A 19,871-nucleotide genomic window follows, 5' to 3' on the forward strand; every position below is an offset into this window, starting at 1 on the left:
CGCCCTTTCCCCCCTCAGACCAGCTCGCCCTCAGGCGTGATCCGCCCGCGCCCGCGCAAATAAGGGTGCAACACCGCCGGTAGCGTGACCGACCCATCCTCTTCCTGCCCGTTCTCCAGCACCGCGATCAGACAGCGCCCCACCGCCACACCGGACCCGTTCAGCGTATGCAGGAACTCGGGCTTACCCCCACCCTCGGGCCGGAACCGCGCATTCATCCGTCGCGCCTGAAAATCCCCGCAAACCGACACGGACGAGATCTCGCGATATTTCCCCTGCCCCGGCACCCAGACCTCGATATCATGGGTCTTCTGCGCCCCGAACCCCATATCGCCGGTGCAGAGCACGATCGTCCGATAGGGCAACCCCAGCCGCTCCAGCACCGTCTCGGCGCAGCGCGTCATGCGCTCATGCTCGGCAAGGCTCTCCTCGGGATGGGTGATCGAGACCATCTCGACCTTCTCGAACTGATGCTGGCGCAGCATGCCGGTGGTGTCCTTGCCCGCACTGCCCGCCTCGGAGCGGAAACACAGCGTATGCGAACAGAACCGCAGCGGCAGTTGGCCTGCATCCAGAATCTCTCCGGCGGCGAAATTGGTCAGCGTCACTTCCGATGTCGGGATCAGCCACCAGCCATTCGTGGTCTGATAGCTGTCCTCGGCGAATTTCGGCAATTGCCCGGTGCCATACATCGCCTCATCACGCACCAGAACCGGGCTGTTCACCTCGCGCAGCCCATGTTCCTCGACATGCAGATCCAGCATGAATTGCGCCAGCGCCCGATGCACCCGCGCCACTGCGCCGCGCAGCACCACGAATCGCGACCCCGACAACTTCGCGGCGGTGGCGAAATCCATGTCCCGCGCCACGCCCGCAATCTCGAAATGCTCGACCGGCTGGAACGAGAAATTGCGCGGATTGCCCCAGCGGCGCATCTCGACATTACCCGCCTCATCCGCCCCCTCCGGCACATCGGCCAGGGGCGTATTCGGCAACCCCTCAAGGATCACCGTCAAGGCCGCATCGCCCTTGCGCGCTTCTTCCTCCAGCGCGGCGATCTCGGCCTTCTTCTCGCCCACCAGCGCGCGCAGCCGCGCGAATTCGGCCTCATCCCCGCGCGCTTTCGCCGCCCCCACCTCTTTCGAGGCCGCATTCTGCGCCGCCTTCGCCTCTTCGGCCTGCGCGATGGCAGAGCGACGCGACTGGTCGATGGCCAGAATCTCGGCCGCGCGCGGGTCAAGCCCACGGCGCGCAAGGGCGGCATCAAAAAGATCGGGATTGTCGCGAATGGCGCGGATATCGTGCATGTATTCTTTCCTCAAGCCGTCACAGGCAGGCCCCTTATGCCGCATCCCGCGCCGGGGCGGAAGGCCCCTCGCCCGCAGGCCCCGGGCAATCGCGTTCGGCCCCGGAAAACCTCTGCATAACGCCCCACGTCAACGGGACTCCCGTAGCCCCCGGCCAAGGTGACGCAGGGGCATCGCGTCACGAAAGATTGACCTCGCCCGCACCGGCAAGCTAATCTCCCGCCAACCGCTGCCAGACAGGAGAGACCCCGATGGATGGCAACTCGCTCACAGAGCTGTCGGGCACATCAGATCCCCGCAGCGCGGGCTTTTTCGACACCCCCCTCTTTGCCGATCCGCAGGCCCGCGCGCTGGCGCATGTGGGCGTGATCGACGTGGGCTCGAACTCGATCCGGCTGGTCGTCTTTGACGGCGCGGCGCGCAGCCCGGCCTATTTCTTCAACGAAAAAGTGCTCTGCGGTCTGGGCCGGGGACTGGCCGAAACCGGCAAGCTGCATCCCGAAGGCCGTATCCGCGCCCTCGCAACCCTCAAACGCTTCGCGCTTCTCGCGCGCGGCATGAAACTCACCAATCTCACCATGGTCGCCACCGCCGCCATGCGCGAGGCCGAGGACGGCCCCGAATTCCGCGCCGAGATCGAGCGCGAAACCGGCCTGAGAATGCGCATCATCGACGGGTCCGAGGAAGCGCGCCTTTCCGCGCAGGGCGTGCTGACCGGCTGGCCCGAGGCCGAAGGGCTCGTGTGCGATATCGGCGGCAACAGCATGGAACTCGCCGTGATCGGTGGCGGCACCGTGCACCGCGCCGTCACCTCGGGTCTGGGTCCGTTCCGCCTGCAACAGATCCCCGGCGGCAAGAAAGGGCTGCGCAGCCATGTGACGCAGGTGCTGGGCGGCTTGCGCGACCAGACCGGCAATCATCACGACGCGCTCTATCTGGTCGGCGGCTCATGGCGCGCGATCGCCCGGCTCGACATGGAGCGGCGCAACTACCCGCTGAAAGTTCTGCATGAATACGCCATGACGCCGAAATCCATCCGCAAGACCATCGACTGGATCGGCGAGCAGGATATCGCGAAACTGCGCAGCCTGACCGGCATTTCCGAAGAACGCATGAGCCTCGTGCCGCTGGCCGCCCAGGTTCTGCGCCAGCTGGTGCATATGTTCAGCCCCAGACAGGTCTATGTCTCCAGCTACGGAATTCGCGAGGGCATCCTCTACGAGCAGATGCCCGATGCGCTACGCAAGCGCGATCCGCTGATCGAAGCCTGCCATTTCATGGAATATTCCAGCGCCCGCATCCCCGGCTTCGGCAGGAAACTCTATGACTTCCTGCTGCCGCTCTATCGCAACCGCCCGCCCGAACGGCTGCGCCTGATCCGCGCGGCTTGCCTGCTGCATGATGTGAACTGGCGCGCCCATCCCGATTACCGGGCCGATGCCTGTTTCGACATCACCACCCGCGCCAATCTCGGCGGGCTCGATCATCCGGGCCGGATCTATCTGGGCATCGCGCTGATGCACCGCTACAAGACCGGCAGCACCGGGCCGCGCATGAAGGAACTGGCCCGGCTTCTGGACGAACGGGATGTCAAGGAAGCCAAGATGCTGGGCCGGGCCCTGCGCTTCGGCGCCATGTTCTCGATGGACGGGCCGGAAAATGCCGGCGAATTGCGCTTCTACCCGAAGAAGAAAGTGCTCGAACTGGTGCTGGAACGCGAAACTCAGGCGCTGTTTACCGAAGTGGCCGAGCAACGATTCGCAGCCCTTGCCAATCAGATCGGCGCAGAGGCCAGTGTGCGGGTGCGCCGCAACTCCCGCGGCCCCGCCTCAGAGCTCGAAGGGAAGGATTTCTGATCCCCCATCCACTTCCTCATCCTCGGGCGGCACTTCCTCCGCCTCGCGCCGCCGGATCAGGATATCGCCATTGGGCAGCACCTCGGGCGGATGATATTGCGCCATCCCGCGCAGCCGCTCCAGCAGGGCCTGCAATTCCGGCTCCAGCGCCTCGAATCCGCGCTCAAGATCCCGCATCTGCGGCTCGATCTCGGTCATGAACCCCCGCAGCATCCGCTCGAAGAACTCAAATAACGGCGCCGAAGGGGCCTCTTCTTCCATACGCGGCTCCGGCCCGTCCTGCGCCTGAACCGGCAGGGCAAGCGACGCAGCAAGCAGCAAAGGCAACAGAAACCGGCGCATGGGCGAGATATAGGCAGTCCCCGACCGCCATTCCAGAGGCTGCGCGCAAGCCGGGCGCTCAGGCCGCGTGACGTGCGCGGATTTCTTCCCAGGCCCGGTTCAGATCACGCAACCGATGCTCGGCAATCACCACGGCCTCGGGCGGAACACCACGCGCGGCCAGCCGGTCAGGATGGGTCTCGCGCACCGCCGCGCGATACGCCTGCTGCACAATGGCCAGCGGCGCATCGGGCGGCACTTCCAGCACATCATAGGGGTCAGGTGCCACATCGCCCACATAACGCGCGCGCAGGCAGCTGAAACAGCGCTCGGTCAGGCCGAAAATCCGCGCCACCTCTTCCAGAAACGCCTCTTCCTGCGGATGAAACCCATCATCCGCCATCGCGACCTCGAACAGCCCCTCCATCAGATCAACCAGCACCGGATCGCGGGGCGGAAACATCGCCGCGATCTTGCGCGCATAAAGATCAAACCCCGCCACATCCTGCCGCGCCAGATTGAAGACACGCGCGGCATTGGCCTCATCCTCGGGCCGGATGGTAAAGACCCGGCGAAAGGCCGCGACCTCGCCGCGCGTCACCTGCCCGTCAGCTTTGGCAAGCTTCGCCCCCAGCGCGATCACCGCAATGGTAAAGGCCACGGTACGCTCCGGCGGCCTGCGCAACCGGTCAAAAACCGCACTCAGCGGCTCTCCCTGTGCAAGCGCCTTCAGCGCATCAGCTATGCGGGTCCAGATCGACATGCAGGCCAGCCTATCAGGGCGCGCAGGGGATTGCAGTAGGACAAATCATCCCACCGACAGGAATTTCTGCATCAGCACAAGATCATGATATCTGCCGAATTTCCAGCCAAGCTGGGGCATGGTGCCGACATGGATATAGTCCAGCGCCTCGTGAAAACTGATCGAGCCGGTATTGCAGCCCGAAATCGCCGCGATCATCAGATGATGCCCCGCGGCGCGGGCGTGATCCTCCAATGCCAGCAGAAGCGCCCGCCCTGCCCCCTTGCCACGCGCCTCCGGGGCCAGATTGATCGTATGCTCCATGCTGCGCGCATTGCCGGGGCCGGGGCGGAACTGGTCATAGCTCGCAAAGCCCAGGCAGCTGCCGCCCTCTTGCGCCACCAGAAACGCCCTTCCCGCGCTTTGCCGTGCCGTGATCATCGCTGCGATTTCCTCGGCGCTGCGCTCCAGCGGATAGAAGGTGATCACCGTATCGCGGATGATCGGGTTCCAGATCGCCGCGATAGCGGGCGCATCATCGGGGGTCGCGTCGCGCAGGGTGAGCATCTGTGAACGCCGTAATTAGTGCCGCAAAGGGGGCCTGAGGGGAACCCCTCAAGCCCCAAAGGATAATCGACAAGCCAGAACCGGATCAGACAGCAGCAGCGAGTTTCGCCCGACGCCCCACCAGTTCCTCGGCCACAAGGAAGGCCAGTTCCAGCGACTGGCTGGCATTCAGGCGCGGATCGCAGGCGGTGTGATAGCGCTGCGACAGATCCTCATCCGTCACCGCGCGCAACCCCCCGGTGCATTCCGTCACATCCTTGCCGGTCATCTCGAAATGCACGCCGCCGGGGATCGTCCCTTCGGCATTATGCACCGCGAAGAACTCGCGCACTTCGCGCAGGACCGAGTCGAAAGGCCGCGTCTTGTAGCCGGTCGAGGATTTGATCGTGTTGCCGTGCATCGGATCGCAAGTCCAGAGCACATTCGCGCCCTCTTCCTCCACCGCCCGGATCAGACGCGGCAGATGATCGCCCACGCTCCCCGCGCCAAACCGCGCGATCAGCGTCAACCGGCCCGGCTCATTCTCGGGGTTCAGTGTCGCCATCAGCCGCTTCAGATCATCCGCACTGATCGAGGGCCCGCATTTCAGCCCGATGGGGTTCTGCACGCCCCGGCAGAACTCGACATGCGCCCCGTCCGGCTGGCGCGTGCGATCCCCGATCCAGATGAAATGCCCCGACCCCGCCACCGGCAGACCAGAGGTCGAATCGATCCGCGCCAGCGCTTCCTCATATTCCAGAAGCAGCGCCTCATGGCTGGTGTAGAAATCCACCGTCGCCAGATCCTGACTGGTCTGCGAGGTGATCCCCGCCGCCGTCAGGAAATCCATTGTATCGGTGATTCGATCCGTCATCTCGCGATAGCGCTCGGCCTTCTCGCCCTCGGCAAAGCCCAGCGTCCAGGAATGCACCCGGTGCATATCGGCATAGCCACCTTTCGAGAAGGCGCGCAGCAGGTTCAGACTGGCCGCCGCCTGCGTATAGGCCTGCAGCATCCGCGCCGGATCGGGGATCCGCGCCTCGGGGGTGAAATCGAACCCGTTGATGATATCGCCCCGGTAGCTCGGCAACTCCTGATCGCCCAGCTTCTCCATCGGCGCGGAACGCGGCTTGGCGAACTGACCGGCCATCCGGCCCACTTTCACCACCGGCACTTTCGCGCCATAGGTCAGTACGATCGCCATCTGCAACAGCACCTTGAACGTGTCGCGGATACTGTCGGCGGTGAATTCCGAGAAACTCTCGGCGCAATCCCCGCCCTGCAACAGAAACGCCTCGCCCTTGGCCGCAGCCCCCAGCTTGCGCTTGAGCGCGCGCACTTCCCCGGCAAAGACCAGCGGCGGGTATTTCGCAAGCTGCGCCTCGACAGCATTCAGCGCGTCCTGATCGGGATAATCCGGCATCTGGATGCGCGGGCGCGAGCGCCAGGTCGATTTCGTCCAGCCATGCGTTGTCATGGGAGCCTCCGGGTCCGTCAGGTCAATTGTTAGCGATCTCATTTCCGCCGCTGCTTCTATACAAAAGCCCCGCCCGGCATGCAAACAGGATTGCCCTTGCGGAGGGCTGCAAAAATTGATTGTGTGCGCCGAAATCAAGCCCGGATCGTGCGCCTCATGAGCCAAGCCAGCCCCACCCCAAGATCGCGCAGCGCATCGGATGCCAAGCATCAGATCGTGTTCCTGCTGCTCGACCGTTTCACGCTGATGGCCTTTGCCTCGGCGATCGAACCCCTGCGGCTGGCCAATCGCGTGGCGGGACGACCGCTCTACGCATGGAAACTGGTCAGCGAAAACGGGCGCAGCGTCACCTGCTCCAACGGCACCGAAGTCACCGTCTCCGGCGGGCTCGACGATATCCCCAGTGAGGCAATGATCGTGATCTGCGGCGGCGTCGATGTCCAGCGCGCGACCACCGCCCCGATTCTCGCCTGGCTGCGCAAGCGCGCGCGCCACGGCAATGTGATCGCAGGGGTCTGCACCGGGGCCTGGACGCTGGCCAAGGCCGGGCTTCTGGACAGGCACCGCGCCACGATCCATTGGGAAAACCACGATGCCCTGATCGAGGATTTCCCCGAGATTGACCTGACGAAATCGGTTTTCGTCATCCATGGCAAGCGGCTGACCTCGGCGGGCGGCACGGCGCCGCTGGACATGATGCTGACGCTGATCACCAATAGCGAAGGCGCCGATCTCGCCCATGCCGTGGCCGATCAGCTGATCTATTCCTCGATCCGCACCAATCGCGACACACAGCGCCTGTCGATCCCGGCCCGCATCGGCGTGCGCCATCCGAAACTCGCCCGCGTCATCGAATTCATGGAGAACCATATCGAGGATCCGATCAGCCCCTCGGATCTGGCGCAGGAAGTGGACATGTCCACCCGCCAGCTTGAACGGCTGTTCCGCCGCTACCTGAACCGCAGCCCGAAACGCTACTATATGGAACTGCGGTTGGAGCGCGCGCGCAACCTGCTCATGCAGACCGATATGAGCGTGATCAGCGTGGCGCTGGCCACCGGCTTCACCTCGCCCTCGCATTTCTCGAAATGCTACCGCGCCTATTACGACACGACACCCTACCGCGAGCGCGGGGCGCATGCGACCCCCGAAGATGACGTCTGATCAGATCCGCGCGATCCGCCCAGCACAAAGCGGTAGCGCCAGCATCAGCACCGCCAGCCCGGCAAATGCCAGCACCAGCGATGTGGCCTGCGCCGCAAATCCGATCAGCGCAGGCCCCAGCAGGATCCCCGCGTAACCGGTGGTCGTGACCGCCGCAATCGCCAGCGCCGGCGGCATGACCGTCTGCCGCCCGGCGGCACTGAACAGCACCGGCACCAGATTGGCCGCCCCCGCCCCCACCAAGAGATAGCCCGCCATCGGCAGGGTCAGCCCCGGCGCCGCCACGATCAGCACCAGCCCCGCGATCACGATCAGCCCGCCGCCAAGCAAGGTGCGGAACCCGCCGATCCGCGCCACCAGCCGGTCGCCGACCAGCCGCCCGGCGGTCATCGCCACCGAAAACAGCAGAAACCCGATCCCCGCCTGCTCTTTCGGCAAAAGCGCGCGCTCCATGTTCAGCAGCGCGCCCCAGTCCAGAATCGCGCCCTCGACCAGAAACACAATCGCCGTCAGCCCCGCGATCAGCAGCACGACCCCGCGCGGCAGGGCGAAAGCCGCAGGCGTATCCCCGGCCCGCGCGCGCAACAGCCGCGGCGCGGCCAGCAGCAGCGCCGCCCCGGCCATCCCCGCCCCGGTCAAAGCCGCCATCAGGGGCGACAGGCCCAGCGACAGAAGCAGCGTCATCGCCCCGGCCCCGGCAATCCCGCCCACGCTCCACATCGCATGAAAGCCTGACATCATCGGGCGCGCGGAACGGCGCTCGACCTCGGCGCCATGCACATTCATCGCCACATCAATCGTGCCCAGCGCCGCCCCGAACAGGAACAAGGCCCCGCCCAGCGCAAGCCCGCTCCCGGCCAGCATCAGCACCGGCAACAGCAGCACCAACCCGGCCCCGCCCAGCAGCACCATGCCGCGCGCACCTTTCTGCGCACTGATATAGCCGGTGACGGGCATGGCGATCAGCGAGCCGATCCCCAGACACAAGAGCAACAGACCCAACTCGGCATCACTCGCCCCAAGCTGCGCCTTGGCATAGGGGATCAGCGGCGCCCAGGCCGCCATGCAGAAGCCTGCCGCTAGGAAAGACAGGCGCGTGGCCAGCGCCGCGCCGCTTTGCATCATGTCAGAAGGGGATAGCGCGACCATCGGTTCTCTTCTTCACCGCGCGGCGCGCTCAGTAATCGATGATCTCCGCATCCGCGACGAGTTCCTGCAATTTCACATCGGCCATCGCGCTCAGACGCTCCTCGAAAATCATGTCGCGCAGCCTCGAATCCGAGGGGCGATCCTCGAATTCCAGCTCCCGCGCGCAGAGCATCAGCACCACCAGATTGCCGCCCTCGGTCGTATTGGCAGAGATCTCGCCCCGGTCCAGCCGCGCCAGTTCCACCGCATCGGATTGCGGGATCGACTGCATCAGCGCCTCATGCTCGACCAGCGCCGCCTCCGGCAGGCCGCGCGCAAAGGGGCCAAGGCTCGCGCAATTCGTCACCTGCGCGCGCATCTGCGCCACGCGGGCCAGATTCGCTTCGCTGCGCCCGCCGGGCAGCAGCAGCCGCTGATAGGTCAGCTTCACCCGATCCGCCGGAATGTCACGCTGGCTGTCAAGCGCGCGGATCTGGAAATAGGCAATCGCCCCGCTCAGTTCCAGCGGCCCGATGATCTGCCCCGCGCGCCCCTCGCGCACCAAAGCCCCAAGCTGCCCCGGCAGGTTTTCGACCGGCACCCAGTCGGGCAGCCGCCCGCCCTGATCGCGCGACCCCGCCAGCGAGAACTCACGCGCGATCTGCGCAAATTCCTCGATGCTGCGGGCAGATTCGATCATTCCCATGATCTGCTGAACCGCCTCGGCGAATTCCGGGTCCATAGGCAGGAAGATTTCCGACAGCAGCGCGCGCTGCGTGCCCACGATCGCCGCCGTATCCCGCGCCCGCGCGGCGTCCGACCCGCTGACCGCGACCAGAATCGGCAGTTCCGCCCCCACCAGCTTGCGCCACAGCAACCCCGCCTCGACGAAGCTGACAATGGTTTCGCGATCCACCCCGGCCTCGCCCAGCGCCGCGATGAATTCCGCAGCCGTCATCTCCGCACGCGAGGCGAATTCCGTGATCCCGTCATTGATCTCGTCGCGATTGACCCGCACATTCCGCCGCTGCGCATAATCGCGCTGCACCGCCTCGTCGGTCAGCCGCTGCAACGCATCCGCGCGCAGATCCGCGCCGCCGGAATTCAGCACTTCCAGAAACCGCATGCGCTGCTGAACATCGTACTGGCTGATCACCCGGTCATTGACCTTGCGCGCGGGCGAGAACGGGCTTTGCGCCTGCGCCATCGGCAGGCTGGCACAGACAAGACCCAGCACGATCCCCGTGGCAAGCGCAAATCGCGAAAAAGCAGAGGTCTGGAAAAAGCGCATCAGATCAGTCCGTTTCCTTGTCTTGCCCCAAATGCCGGGCGGTTCATCCGGGCTTACACGCTTTACCCGCCAATGTCATCACGCCTCGCCGGATTTTGCCCCGTCGCCGGGCCGCGCGCAAGCCATCACCCCTCACAGATCACTGCACATCCGCCGCGCGCGCGACGGATTGCCACCGATCCCCAGAATATCCAGATTGAGCCCGAAACTCGTGCGCGCCGCGGGGGTTGTCGCTGACGCGAATTGCCGCTCCAGCCCCATCTCGACGCGCAGACATTCATTCTGGTAATTAAAGCCCACCAGCGCCCGCGCCGCGCGGCTCTGGGCGATGTCATAGCGCCAGCCCACCCGGCCCGTCCAATACTCGCTCAACTGCCGCGTCCCCTCGAAACTCCATTCCGAAGCTGTGGCCGCCCGCTCCTCAAAGGGATTGGCGAGAATACGCATATAGCTGGTCGAAATACTGTAAGTCTCTGTCGCCCAGTCCAGTTCAAACGCCGTGCGCTCCAGCTTGAAATCCGAGGTGAAATGCGAGCGGTTGCTCAGGCTCAGCCCGTCCATCATGTCCAGACTGCCCGCCAGCAGCCAGTTCGAGCTGCCCCCCGAAAGCGGCGTTGCCGCAGAAAACTGCCCCAGATCGCGCTGCCGCCAGATCCGGCCCAGCGTCAGGGTGCTGGTCCATCCTTCAGGATCATGCCGCGTCCAGGTCGCCCCCAGATTGGCGCGCAGCCCCGCCTCGCGGATCTCGGCGCCGGGAAAGCGGTTCAGACTGAAGAGATTGCCCTCGTCAAATTCCGGCATGCGTCCGGCCTCGACCGGCACCCCCGCCATCCGGTCCCGGCCCCAGATCACCTGCGCCACCGGCTCGATGACATGGCGCACCCCGTCACTGTCACTGCGCAACAAGGGCCAGCGCAATTCCGCCATCACATTGGGCGTGACCCGCGAGACCTGCGCGCCAAAAGCCCCGCCCGTATCCGACAGCCGGAAATGATCCAGCCCCAGATGCAGACCCACCGCCCCCAGCACACCGCCGGGCAGCACCGCATCGCGCCGCCAGTCCAGATCCAGACTCACCCGCCCCATCTGCCGCGGCCGGTCGGCATTCACCCCCGGCATGGCCTCACTGCCCGGCAGCATCAGCCTGCGGCGCAGGAACTCGGTCTCCAGCCGCAGCCCGGCCACGCCCCCCAGCCCCGGCACATCGCGCCGATGCTCCAGCACCGCCTGCCCCACCTGATTGGGCAATCGCGCATTCACATCCCCCAGCCGCAACGACCGGAATTGCAGCAATTGCAGGCGCTGGCGCGTGTCGCGCGTGATCCGCTCAAGCGTGATATCACTGGTCAGCCGGGGCTGGTCGCGACCGTAATCTTCCAGAAAGCTCCGGTCCGAGGGCTGGATCAGGTTGAAACTCAGCCGGGTGTTCCGCCCCAGCGCGAAATCCCCCGTCGCATAACCCATGCCGCGCGTCTCGCCGGGCCGGATCGGGTCGCGCGCAACCGTGCCACCCAACTCCAGCAGCCCCGTCGCAAAAGCCTGCCGGTAGCGCAATTCCAGCGCGCGGGTGCCGCGGTTCGAGACAAAAGGCGTCAGCGTCAGATCGCGGCTCTGTGACAACACGATGAAATAGGGCGTGCGCAGCCCGATCCCATGCCCGGTATTGACTGTGAAACGCGGGCTCAGAAAGCCGGTCGCGCGCTCCAGTCGCGGATCGGGCACGCGCAGGCGCGGCACATAAAGCACCGGCAACCCGAACAGGCGAAACTGCGCATTCTCGAAATAGACCTGCCGGGCCTCGTCATCATGCACGACCCGGCGCGCCCGGATCTCCCACAGCGGCGTCGGGCGGGTCGCGCAGATCTCGCAGGATGAGGCCACAACCGCCGTCATCTCGGTGAAACGCTCATCCAGCCGCTCGACCGTGGCGGCGGCAATCTGCAACTGCTCGTCAAACACCACCCGCGCCGAACGGATCAGCCCGCGCCGCATCCCGTCCGAAAGCTCCGCCGCATCGGCCAGCATGATCACGTCGCGCCCGTCATTCAGCACCATCGGCCCCTCGACCGACAGCGCCCCGGTCGCGCGGTCATAGATGACCCGCCGCGCCTGCAGCCGGGTGGTGCCGAACAGCGCCTCGACATTGCCTTCGGCCACCAGCCTTGTGGCCCCGTCGATGAACAGCCGGTCGGCGATCAATGTCGCGAATTCGGGCGTGGATTGCGCTGTGGCGCGCGCGGGCATCACCGCCAGCACCAGCACCAGCAGCAGGCTTGCCGCACGCGCCAGAACGGCGGCGCCGCGCGGCGCCCGTCCCTGCCGCAGGGGTTGCTGCAAACCCGTCACCCTTCCTCCAGATTCAACATGATGCCGACGGCGAACAGGACCGTGGCAACCGGCAGCCCCCAGGCTGCAAGAAGCACAGGAATCTGTCCGCTTTCCCCCAGAACCTGCGCAAAGTTACGCAGAAAGAACAGGCTGAATCCAGCCAGAATCGTGATCAATGCCCGAATCCCCGCCCCGCCCGCGCGCATGTGGTGAATGCTCAAAGCCAGTGCCAGCAGCATCATCCCGGTCAGCAGAACCGGCAGCGCCAGTTCCATATTCAGCCGCATCCGGTGCTCCAGCGCCGAAAACCCGGCGCGCTCCAATGTCGCGATGAAACCGGGAAGCTGGGCCAGCGGGATCGCGCGCACCTGCGCGAAACTGTCGCGAATCTGCTCGGGCGTCAGATCCGTGGGCAGGGCCATCGTGGCACTGACCTGCGCCGCCTGCTCGGGATTGCGCTCCGAAAGCTCCCAGAGCTTGACCTCGCTCAATGCCCAGAGGCCGGGGCGCAAATCCGCGCGTTGCGCACGCAGCCGCGTCGTGATCCCGGCATTCGCATGAAAGACCAGAAAGGTCACGTCATGCAGGATCGTGCCGGTCTCCTCGGCGCGCTGCGCATGGATGACCGTCTGCCCCGCCGCATCCGCCTGCCGCAACCACAGGCCCTGATCGCTCAGCGCCGCGACACTGGCCGAGGTGCCCCGCACCTGCGCCAGCACGCGCGAATATTCGCGCGAGGCCCCGGCCACCATCGGGTTCATCACTGCAACAAACCCGGCTGATGCCACCAGCACCACCAGCGCCGGCACGATCATCAAACGCGGCACCGAACGGCCCGTCGCGCGTATCACCACGAATTCGGAAGAGCGCGACCAGCCCAGCCCCACCCACATCGCCGCCAGCATCAGCACCAAGGGCGCGATCTCGTAAAACCCCTCGGGCAGGTTCAGCGCCGCCAGCCGCAGGATCTGCCCGAAACCGGGCGATTGCGCCGCCAGCCTGCGCATCTGCTCGACCATATCCAGCAGCAGAAGCATGCTCAGGAACACCCCCGAGACCATCAGGAAGGTCAGCGCCACGCGCCGGATCAGATAACGCTCCAGGATCATGCTGCCCCCTGCGGCTGCATCGGGCGCTGGCCGCGCCTGCGGCTGGCCCAGAACACCATCCCCACCACCACCAGAACCCCCAGGCCCACCGGCAGGAAAGCCAGCATCGCGCGGCCCGCATCGCGCAGCGCCACCCCAGAGGCCGCATTGCCCACAAGCTGGATCAGCGCCAGCGCGACAATCGCCCCCAGCACCTGCCGCCAGGCGCCCAGACGGCTGAACTGGCCCAGATAGACCGCCGCAAATCCGATCAGCGCCGTGACCAGCGCCAGCAGCGGCTGCGCATGGCGCGACATCAGCTCGAACCGCGCCTCGGCCAGCGTCAGCCCCATCGCCTCGAAGCTCCCGGCATCTCCCTCGACCAGCATCCGCGTCGGCAATTCGCGCACATCCGTGCCGCGCCCCGCCGGACCGATCAGCGCCCCCACATCATAGGTCAGATCATCAAAGCCGATCGTGGTCAGCCGCCCGGTTGCGTCATCATGGACCAGCGCCACCCCCTCCAGCATGACCAGCACCGGCCCCTGCGGGCCCGGCGCCAGCAAGGCCGAGGCCGCGCTGTAATCCACCCGCAGCCCGGCCCGGCGCCGGTCCGACAGGAACACATCCAGAAGCTGCCCCTCGGGCGTCACCTCGCGCAGAAAAACGGTGATCCCTTCGGCCGGGTCCAGAAACTCGCCCGCCCGCAAAAACCGCGCGGTGATATTCTCGGCGATCTGCACCTGCCGCTCGGCAAGCTGCGCGCGCGACAGTGGCATCAGCACATGCATCAGCGCCGCCAGCATCAGCGCCACGATCACCCCGAACATCAACACCGGACGCAAAAGCCGCAGATAAGAGAACCCGATCCCCTGCAGCACCACCATTTCATGATCGCGCGTCAGCCGGATCGCGACATAGACCGAGGCCGCGAAAGCCGAAAGCGGCAGCACCACGCGGATCACATTGGGCAGGGTCAGCGCCGAGAGTTCCAGAAACACCCAGAAACTCTGCCCGTCCCCGATCAGCGCATCAAACAGCCGCGCCGCACGATTGACCCAATAGACCGAGACAAGCACCAGCGAGAAGAAGGCAAAGACCATCAGAAGCTGGGCCAGCAGATATCGGTCGATCCTTGTCACGCGCGCAGCACTCTGTCCCTGTCACCCCGGCGCAGACATTAACGCCGCTTGGCGCGGATGAAAAGCCGCTGGTGCAAGGAAGATCCGGCGCACACCCGTAGCCATAATGCCCGCCCGCGCGGCAGCGCGGGCAGCGCCCGCGAATGGCAAGGGCGGGCGGGAGGGCCATGAGCGGGCGCTCAGACCGCCGGGATCAGTCGCACCCTCACAGCGCCCTGACCACCGTCACAAAACCGAAATCACCGCCGCCGCGCCGCCGCGACAATCGGCCCGAGACCCTGCTCCTGAATCAGCACCACCACCGCCTCACTGCCTTCCGCAGGCAGCGTCTGGCGGAAGGGGCGCACTCCGTCCCATGTGCCAAGCGTGCGCCAGGAGGTCACGATATTGCGGTAGGTCACCGACCGCCCGGCATTCTCGCCCGCCAGAATATCCACGCTCTCGGCATCCTTGTAGCGCACAAGCTGCACCTCGGTCGCGAAGGGCAGACCCCCATCAGCCGTGGCCTCGATAGTGACCTCCCGCCCCCGCTCACCCGAAAGCGCGATGCGGATCGTGCTGCGCACGAAATTCATGCTCAGATGCGTGCCAAGCGTGCCCATGACCTGCGGCGTCGAGGAGCCCTTCACCTCATCAATACCGCCGATGATCATCTGCGGCGTATAGACCGAGGACCGCCCCTTGGAGCGCGCATAATCCTTCTGGCGCTTGCTGAACTGGGCCTGACCGAAACTGTCGGTCCAGCCGATATAATCCCAGTAATCGACATGCAGCGCCAGCGCGATCACATCGTCACGATCCGCCAGCGTCTCCAGCAACCGGTCCGCAGGCGGGCAGGCCGCGCAGCCTTGCGAGGTGAACAGTTCGACCACGACAGGATCGTTCTGCGCATAAGCGGGCGTGACAAAGCCGAGCATCATGCACAGCAAGACCCGCCACCCCAAAGCAAAGCGCATATGAAATCCCCGATGATGCCCCGATGATGCAACGTAGCGCCGGTCTAACCTTGCATGCCCGCTGCGGCCAATCAAGGTTTTGCGAGAAGCCGGAAGGCGCGGCAGCATGGCCACACCCGCCCTGCGCGCCCGCCGAGGAATTTTTTTGTGCACAATGGTATACAAATTGCGCGAATCTGCTTGATCGGCAGGGTCGGAAGAGGGTAAGTCAGGCCCAGCAAGACCCCTTTCACCCATCAGGGAGGCCAAGCCCCATGACCATCATCGTCGGAAAAGACAGCACAGGCACGCGCAAGACTCTCAGCGCAGGCGGCAAATCCGTTGCCTATTACTCGATCCCCGCCGCGCAGGCCGCGGGGCTTGGCGATTTCGCCAATCTGCCCGCCGCGCTCAAGGTCGTGCTGGAAAACATGCTGCGTTTCGAGGATGGCAAGACCGTCACCGTGGAGGACATCAAGGCCTTCTCCGACTGGGGCAAGCAGGGCGGCAAGAACCCGCGCGAGATCGCCTATCGCCCGGCCCGCGTCTTGATGCAGGATTTCACCGGCGTCCCCGCAGTGGTCGATCTGGCCGCGATGCGCGACGGGATCAAGGCATTGGGCGGCGATCCGCAGAAGATCAACCCGCTGAACCCGGTCGATCTGGTCATCGACCACTCAGTCATGATCGACGAATTCGGCAATCCGCGCGCCTTCCAGATGAATGTGGACCGCGAATATGAGCGCAACATGGAGCGCTACACTTTCCTGAAATGGGGTCAGGGCGCGTTCAACAATTTCCGCGTCGTGCCCCCCGGCACCGGCATCTGCCATCAGGTCAACCTCGAATATCTGGCCCAGACCGTCTGGACCGACACTGACCAGAATGGCGAAACCGTGGCCTATCCCGACACGCTTGTCGGCACCGATAGCCACACCACCATGGTGAATGGCATGGCGGTGCTCGGCTGGGGCGTCGGCGGGATCGAGGCCGAAGCGGCGATGCTGGGCCAGCCGATCTCGATGCTGATCCCCGAAGTGGTGGGCTTCAAGCTGACCGGCGAGATGGTCGAGGGCACCACCGGCACCGATCTGGTGCTGAAAGTCGTGCAGATGCTGCGCGCCAAGGGCGTTGTCGGCAAATTCGTGGAATTCTACGGCGACGGTCTCGACAAGCTGCCGCTCGCCGACCGCGCGACCATCGCCAATATGGCCCCCGAATACGGTGCAACCTGCGGCTTCTTCCCGATCGATGACGAAACGCTGCGCTACCTGCGCGGCACCGGCCGCGACGAGGACCGGATCGCGCTGGTCGAGGCTTACGCCAAGGAAAACGGCTTCTGGCGTGGTGCGGATTACGCGCCTATCTATACCGACACGCTTGAGCTGGACATGGGCACGGTCGTGCCTGCCATCTCCGGCCCCAAACGCCCGCAGGATCATACGCCCCTCGATCAGGCCGCCGATGGGTTTTACAAGGTTGTCGGCGAATATCGCGGCATTGACGTCACTACCGAAGCCCGCGATATGGCATCAGAGGGCGCGCTGAACACCAGCGGCAATGATATCCGCAAATCGGCGGCAGTCGAAGGCGAAGACTACCGCCTGCGCGACGGCTCGGTCGTGATCGCCTCGATCACGTCCTGCACCAACACCTCGAACCCCTATGTCATGATCGGCGCCGGTCTGGTGGCCCGCAAGGCCCGCGCGCTGGGCCTGACCCGCAAGCCCTGGGTGAAAACCTCCCTCGCCCCCGGCTCGCAGGTCGTCTCGGCCTATCTCGAAGCCGCCGAGCTGCAAGAGGATCTCGACGCCATCGGCTTCAACCTCGTGGGCTATGGCTGCACCACCTGCATCGGCAATTCGGGGCCCCTGCAGGAAGAGATCTCGAAAGCGATCAACGAGAACGACCTGATCGCGACCAGCGTGCTCTCCGGCAACCGCAATTTCGAGGGCCGCATCTCGCCTGACGTGCGCGCCAATTACCTCGCCTCGCCGCCGCTGGTCGTGGCCTATGCACTCGCCGGTGACATGAATATCGACATCACCCGCGACCCCATTGCCCAGACACCGGAAGGCCGCGACGTCTATCTGAAAGACATCTGGCCCACCCAGCAGGAAGTCGCGGAACTGGTCGAGCGCACTGTCACCCGCGAGGCGTTCCAGTCGAAATACGCCGATGTGTTCAAAGGCGACGAGAAATGGCGGGGCGTCCAGATCCCAGAGGCCGAAACCTATGACTGGCCGGCATCTTCGACCTATATCCAGAACCCGCCCTATTTCCAGGGCATGTCGAAAGAGCCGGGCGTGATCAGCGATGTGAAGGGCGCCCGCGTCCTCGCGATCCTGGGCGACATGATCACCACCGACCATATCAGCCCCGCAGGCAGCTTCAAACAGACCACGCCCGCAGGCCGCTATCTGGAAGAACGTCAGGTGCCAGTGCGCGAATTCAACTCCTACGGCTCGCGTCGCGGCAACCACGAAGTCATGATGCGCGGCACTTTCGCCAATATCCGTATCCGCAACGAGATGCTCGATGGCGTCGAAGGCGGCTATACCAAAGGCCCGGACGGGCAGCAAACCTCGATCTATGACGCCGCCATGGCCTATCAGGAAGCCGGTGTGCCGCTCGTCATCTTCGGCGGCAAGGAATATGGCGCAGGCTCCTCGCGCGACTGGGCGGCCAAGGGCACCTCGCTTCTGGGCGTCAAGGCCGTGGTGGCCGAAAGCTTCGAGCGCATCCACCGCTCGAACCTCGTCGGCATGGGTGTGATCCCGTTCGAATTCACCGGCGGCGACACCCGCAAATCGCTGGGGCTCAAGGGCGATGAGACAGTCTCGATCACCGGGCTGGAGGGCGATCTGAAACCCCTCTCCGAAGTGCCCTGCACCATCACCTATGCGGATGGGACGGAAAAGGTGATCACGCTGAAATGCCGGATCGATACCGCCATCGAGAAGGAATATGTCGAACATGGCGGCGTGCTGCATTATGTGCTGCGCGATCTGGCGGGCGCGGCGTAACCCCGCCCCCACAGAGCGATACGGAAAAACCCCGGCCATTGTGCCGGGGTTTTTTGTGGCTAAGACCGGCAGAGAAAGCGCCGCCGCACAGCGCCCGACCGCGGGGGGGCGCTCACACCGGTTCTGGCTGACAGTTTATGGTGCGGAACACACCGCCGCCCCGCAGAGCCAACGCAAACACGTCAGCGGGACGCGCCGCCGCGCAGCGCCCGACAGCGGGGGGGCGGTCGGGCGCTGCGCGGCGGCGCGCAAGCGCGCCTTGATTCCGCGCGGGGGGATTTGGTTCTGGCGGCAGTGATGCCGGCACAACGGATGCTTGCAAGATATCCGAGCCAGTATAGAAGAGCAGTGGTAGCGCAACATCGGCATGCTTTCGACAGCCACAAGAAAACTATGACTAAAAACGTGACTGAAACTTGTAAAATTCTGTCACGCTCATAAAATACTATCGCGGTTTTCGATGGGCAGAGAACATGAATAGACAACTAGTCCTATACTTTGACAACTGTGTATTCAGTGAACTACTAAAACCAGAAGCCAAAGAAATGCGCAAAAGCTTTGCTGCTCCATCCTTTCACCATCGTATAGCTTTCTCTGACGTTCATATTCATGAGATGTGGACAAACCAAGAGGAATACACGAATTTAATAAATGAACTTGATGCAGTTTTCGTAAGAAATCCTGGCCAACTCCATAATCGACATAACCAAATATGTTCCTTGGATCCTGCCCAACCAGAAGAAAGATTTGCCACCTATCTGGAGCTTTCGTCAGTGTATGATGCCTTTGAAGCTATGCTGGCGCCAATTCATCATTTTCTTGGCGGCTTTCGCGAAAAATCTATGATTCATATCGCTAAAGAAACTCAAGACGAAATAGCTGAAGCTTTGGAACACTTATTTCATGAACACCCTCATAGCGATTCTTCAGGACTGCATAGCACCTTGAAAGAGATCTCCATGAACCTTTCATCCATTGATGTCACAGAAGGCTGGCGGGCGATAGAAGACCAAGTTTTGGCTGCAAGACATGGTGACCCAATGAAGGAAATGGATCCAATTGAAAAGGTGAAGCACTTACTTTCAAAACTAGACGAGACAGAGCGATGCAAATTCGAAGAAGAGTATCCAGAAAAATTTGCACAGGTTCGTGGTCTCGAAACCGGTGAACTGACAGGATTCGCTTTTGCTCTCTTTGGCCTAGGTCTGACTAAACGCAAAGGAGTTTTTTCTGGCCCTCGACAGGCACAAAAATTCGCAGCACAATTTCGTGATGCTCAGCATATCGAGGAAGCATCTCGGTGCGATTGGTTCGTGACCTTTGATCAAGGGGCCAGTGAACTTGCAGCGTCAACTTATGCATATGCAGGCATTGGCACAAACACCATATTACTTAAGAAGAAAGCTATCGCCACATCAGTCTGAGTAATCGGAATGCGGCAATCAATAGCTTCGAGACGCTCGACCATCCACCCTCCCCTCCCTTGCCCCCCGCCCCCCTTCATGGCACTTACCCCCCAT

Annotated in this window: 15 protein-coding genes; 4 read left to right on the plus strand and 11 right to left on the minus strand. The window is 63.8% G+C overall.

The annotated features are described in order from the left end of the window. Positions 1-14 precede the first annotated feature (14 nt). Positions 15-1,307, minus strand: a complete 1,293-nt coding sequence (serS, locus tag BG457_RS02815) for a serine--tRNA ligase (RefSeq protein ID WP_071795502.1) — start codon at positions 1,305-1,307, stop codon at positions 15-17. A gap of 251 nt (positions 1,308-1,558) precedes the next feature. Here serS and BG457_RS02820 point away from each other — a divergent pair, with 251 nt between their 5' ends. Beyond that, positions 1,559-3,163 carry a Ppx/GppA family phosphatase gene (locus BG457_RS02820; RefSeq protein WP_084657440.1) on the plus strand — a complete coding sequence of 535 codons (1,605 nt, stop codon included), beginning with the start codon at positions 1,559-1,561 and terminating at the stop codon, positions 3,161-3,163. On the opposite strand, the gene BG457_RS02825 is transcribed toward BG457_RS02820, so the two are convergent. From BG457_RS02825 to BG457_RS02840, 4 genes are all read right to left on the minus strand, one after another. Then, complete coding sequence (locus BG457_RS02825) at positions 3,137-3,505, minus strand: hypothetical protein (RefSeq protein WP_071795503.1); 369 nt, start codon at positions 3,503-3,505, stop codon at positions 3,137-3,139. The two genes, BG457_RS02820 and BG457_RS02825, sit on opposite strands and share 27 nt — an antisense overlap. A 58-nt stretch (positions 3,506-3,563) precedes the next feature. Further along, the gene (locus BG457_RS02830; protein WP_071795504.1) at positions 3,564-4,247 is read right to left on the minus strand and encodes a molecular chaperone DjiA; all 684 of its coding nucleotides are present in this window, start codon (positions 4,245-4,247) and stop codon (positions 3,564-3,566) included. A gap of 45 nt (positions 4,248-4,292) precedes the next feature. Next, the gene (locus BG457_RS02835; protein WP_071795505.1) at positions 4,293-4,793 is read right to left on the minus strand and encodes a GNAT family N-acetyltransferase; all 501 of its coding nucleotides are present in this window, start codon (positions 4,791-4,793) and stop codon (positions 4,293-4,295) included. An 85-nt stretch (positions 4,794-4,878) separates the two neighbouring features. Then, complete coding sequence (locus BG457_RS02840; protein ID WP_071795506.1) at positions 4,879-6,249, minus strand: class II 3-deoxy-7-phosphoheptulonate synthase; 1,371 nt, start codon at positions 6,247-6,249, stop codon at positions 4,879-4,881. A 156-nt stretch (positions 6,250-6,405) separates the two neighbouring features. Between BG457_RS02840 and BG457_RS02845 the strand changes: the two genes are divergently transcribed. Continuing rightward, positions 6,406-7,413 (plus strand): GlxA family transcriptional regulator, encoded by a 1,008-nt coding sequence (locus BG457_RS02845; RefSeq protein WP_071795507.1) that lies wholly within the window; start codon positions 6,406-6,408, stop codon positions 7,411-7,413. Here BG457_RS02845 and BG457_RS02850 read toward each other — a convergent pair whose 3' ends face one another. From BG457_RS02850 to BG457_RS02875, 6 genes are all read right to left on the minus strand, one after another. Next, entirely contained in the window at positions 7,414-8,562 is a 1,149-nt protein-coding gene (locus tag BG457_RS02850) for an MFS transporter (RefSeq protein WP_139257521.1), read from the minus strand. 28 nt (positions 8,563-8,590) lie between these two features. Continuing rightward, positions 8,591-9,832, minus strand: a complete 1,242-nt coding sequence (locus BG457_RS02855) for a peptidylprolyl isomerase (protein WP_071795508.1) — start codon at positions 9,830-9,832, stop codon at positions 8,591-8,593. A 132-nt stretch (positions 9,833-9,964) separates the two neighbouring features. After that, positions 9,965-12,178 (minus strand): LPS-assembly protein LptD, encoded by a 2,214-nt coding sequence (locus BG457_RS02860; protein WP_084657441.1) that lies wholly within the window; start codon positions 12,176-12,178, stop codon positions 9,965-9,967. Then, complete coding sequence (gene lptG / locus BG457_RS02865) at positions 12,175-13,269, minus strand: LPS export ABC transporter permease LptG (RefSeq protein WP_071795509.1); 1,095 nt, start codon at positions 13,267-13,269, stop codon at positions 12,175-12,177. The genes BG457_RS02860 and lptG overlap by 4 nt, the downstream gene beginning before the upstream one ends. After that, positions 13,266-14,390, minus strand: coding sequence for an LPS export ABC transporter permease LptF (lptF, locus tag BG457_RS02870; RefSeq protein ID WP_071795510.1), 1,125 nt, complete (start codon positions 14,388-14,390; stop codon positions 13,266-13,268). The genes lptG and lptF overlap by 4 nt, the downstream gene beginning before the upstream one ends. A gap of 239 nt (positions 14,391-14,629) precedes the next feature. Next, on the minus strand, positions 14,630-15,346 hold the full coding sequence (locus tag BG457_RS02875; RefSeq protein WP_071795511.1) for a DUF1223 domain-containing protein: 717 nt from the start codon (positions 15,344-15,346) through the stop codon (positions 14,630-14,632). A 254-nt stretch (positions 15,347-15,600) separates the two neighbouring features. On the opposite strand from BG457_RS02875, the gene acnA reads away from it, so the two are divergent. Together acnA and BG457_RS19800 are read left to right on the plus strand one after the other, a co-directional pair. Then, on the plus strand, positions 15,601-18,351 hold the full coding sequence (gene acnA / locus BG457_RS02880; RefSeq protein ID WP_071795512.1) for an aconitate hydratase AcnA: 2,751 nt from the start codon (positions 15,601-15,603) through the stop codon (positions 18,349-18,351). Positions 18,352-18,824: 473 nt separating this feature from the next. After that, positions 18,825-19,775: a hypothetical protein gene (locus BG457_RS19800; protein ID WP_139257522.1), complete on the plus strand. Its 951-nt coding sequence runs from the start codon at positions 18,825-18,827 to the stop codon at positions 19,773-19,775. Positions 19,776-19,871: the final 96 nt, after the last annotated feature.

This window comes from Natronohydrobacter thiooxidans, from assembly GCF_001884735.1.
In the GTDB taxonomy this organism is placed as follows: Bacteria; Pseudomonadota; Alphaproteobacteria; order Rhodobacterales; family Rhodobacteraceae; genus Roseinatronobacter; species Roseinatronobacter thiooxidans_A.

Excerpts from the sequence above, each read along its gene's own strand:
- serS (WP_071795502.1), bottom strand. The coding sequence starts at position 1,307 with ATGCACGATATCCGCGCCATTCGCGACAATCCCGATCTTTTTGATGCC.
- BG457_RS02820 (WP_084657440.1), top strand. The coding sequence starts at position 1,559 with ATGGATGGCAACTCGCTCACAGAGCTGTCGGGCACATCAGATCCCCGC.
- BG457_RS02825 (WP_071795503.1), bottom strand. The coding sequence starts at position 3,505 with ATGCGCCGGTTTCTGTTGCCTTTGCTGCTTGCTGCGTCGCTTGCCCTG.
- BG457_RS02830 (WP_071795504.1), bottom strand. The coding sequence starts at position 4,247 with ATGTCGATCTGGACCCGCATAGCTGATGCGCTGAAGGCGCTTGCACAG.
- BG457_RS02835 (WP_071795505.1), bottom strand. The coding sequence starts at position 4,793 with ATGCTCACCCTGCGCGACGCGACCCCCGATGATGCGCCCGCTATCGCG.
- BG457_RS02840 (WP_071795506.1), bottom strand. The coding sequence starts at position 6,249 with ATGACAACGCATGGCTGGACGAAATCGACCTGGCGCTCGCGCCCGCGC.
- BG457_RS02845 (WP_071795507.1), top strand. The coding sequence starts at position 6,406 with ATGAGCCAAGCCAGCCCCACCCCAAGATCGCGCAGCGCATCGGATGCC.
- BG457_RS02850 (WP_139257521.1), bottom strand. The coding sequence starts at position 8,562 with ATGGTCGCGCTATCCCCTTCTGACATGATGCAAAGCGGCGCGGCGCTG.
- BG457_RS02855 (WP_071795508.1), bottom strand. The coding sequence starts at position 9,832 with ATGCGCTTTTTCCAGACCTCTGCTTTTTCGCGATTTGCGCTTGCCACG.
- lptG (WP_071795509.1), bottom strand. The coding sequence starts at position 13,269 with ATGATCCTGGAGCGTTATCTGATCCGGCGCGTGGCGCTGACCTTCCTG.
- BG457_RS02875 (WP_071795511.1), bottom strand. The coding sequence starts at position 15,346 with ATGCGCTTTGCTTTGGGGTGGCGGGTCTTGCTGTGCATGATGCTCGGC.
- acnA (WP_071795512.1), top strand. The coding sequence starts at position 15,601 with ATGACCATCATCGTCGGAAAAGACAGCACAGGCACGCGCAAGACTCTC.
- BG457_RS19800 (WP_139257522.1), top strand. The coding sequence starts at position 18,825 with ATGAATAGACAACTAGTCCTATACTTTGACAACTGTGTATTCAGTGAA.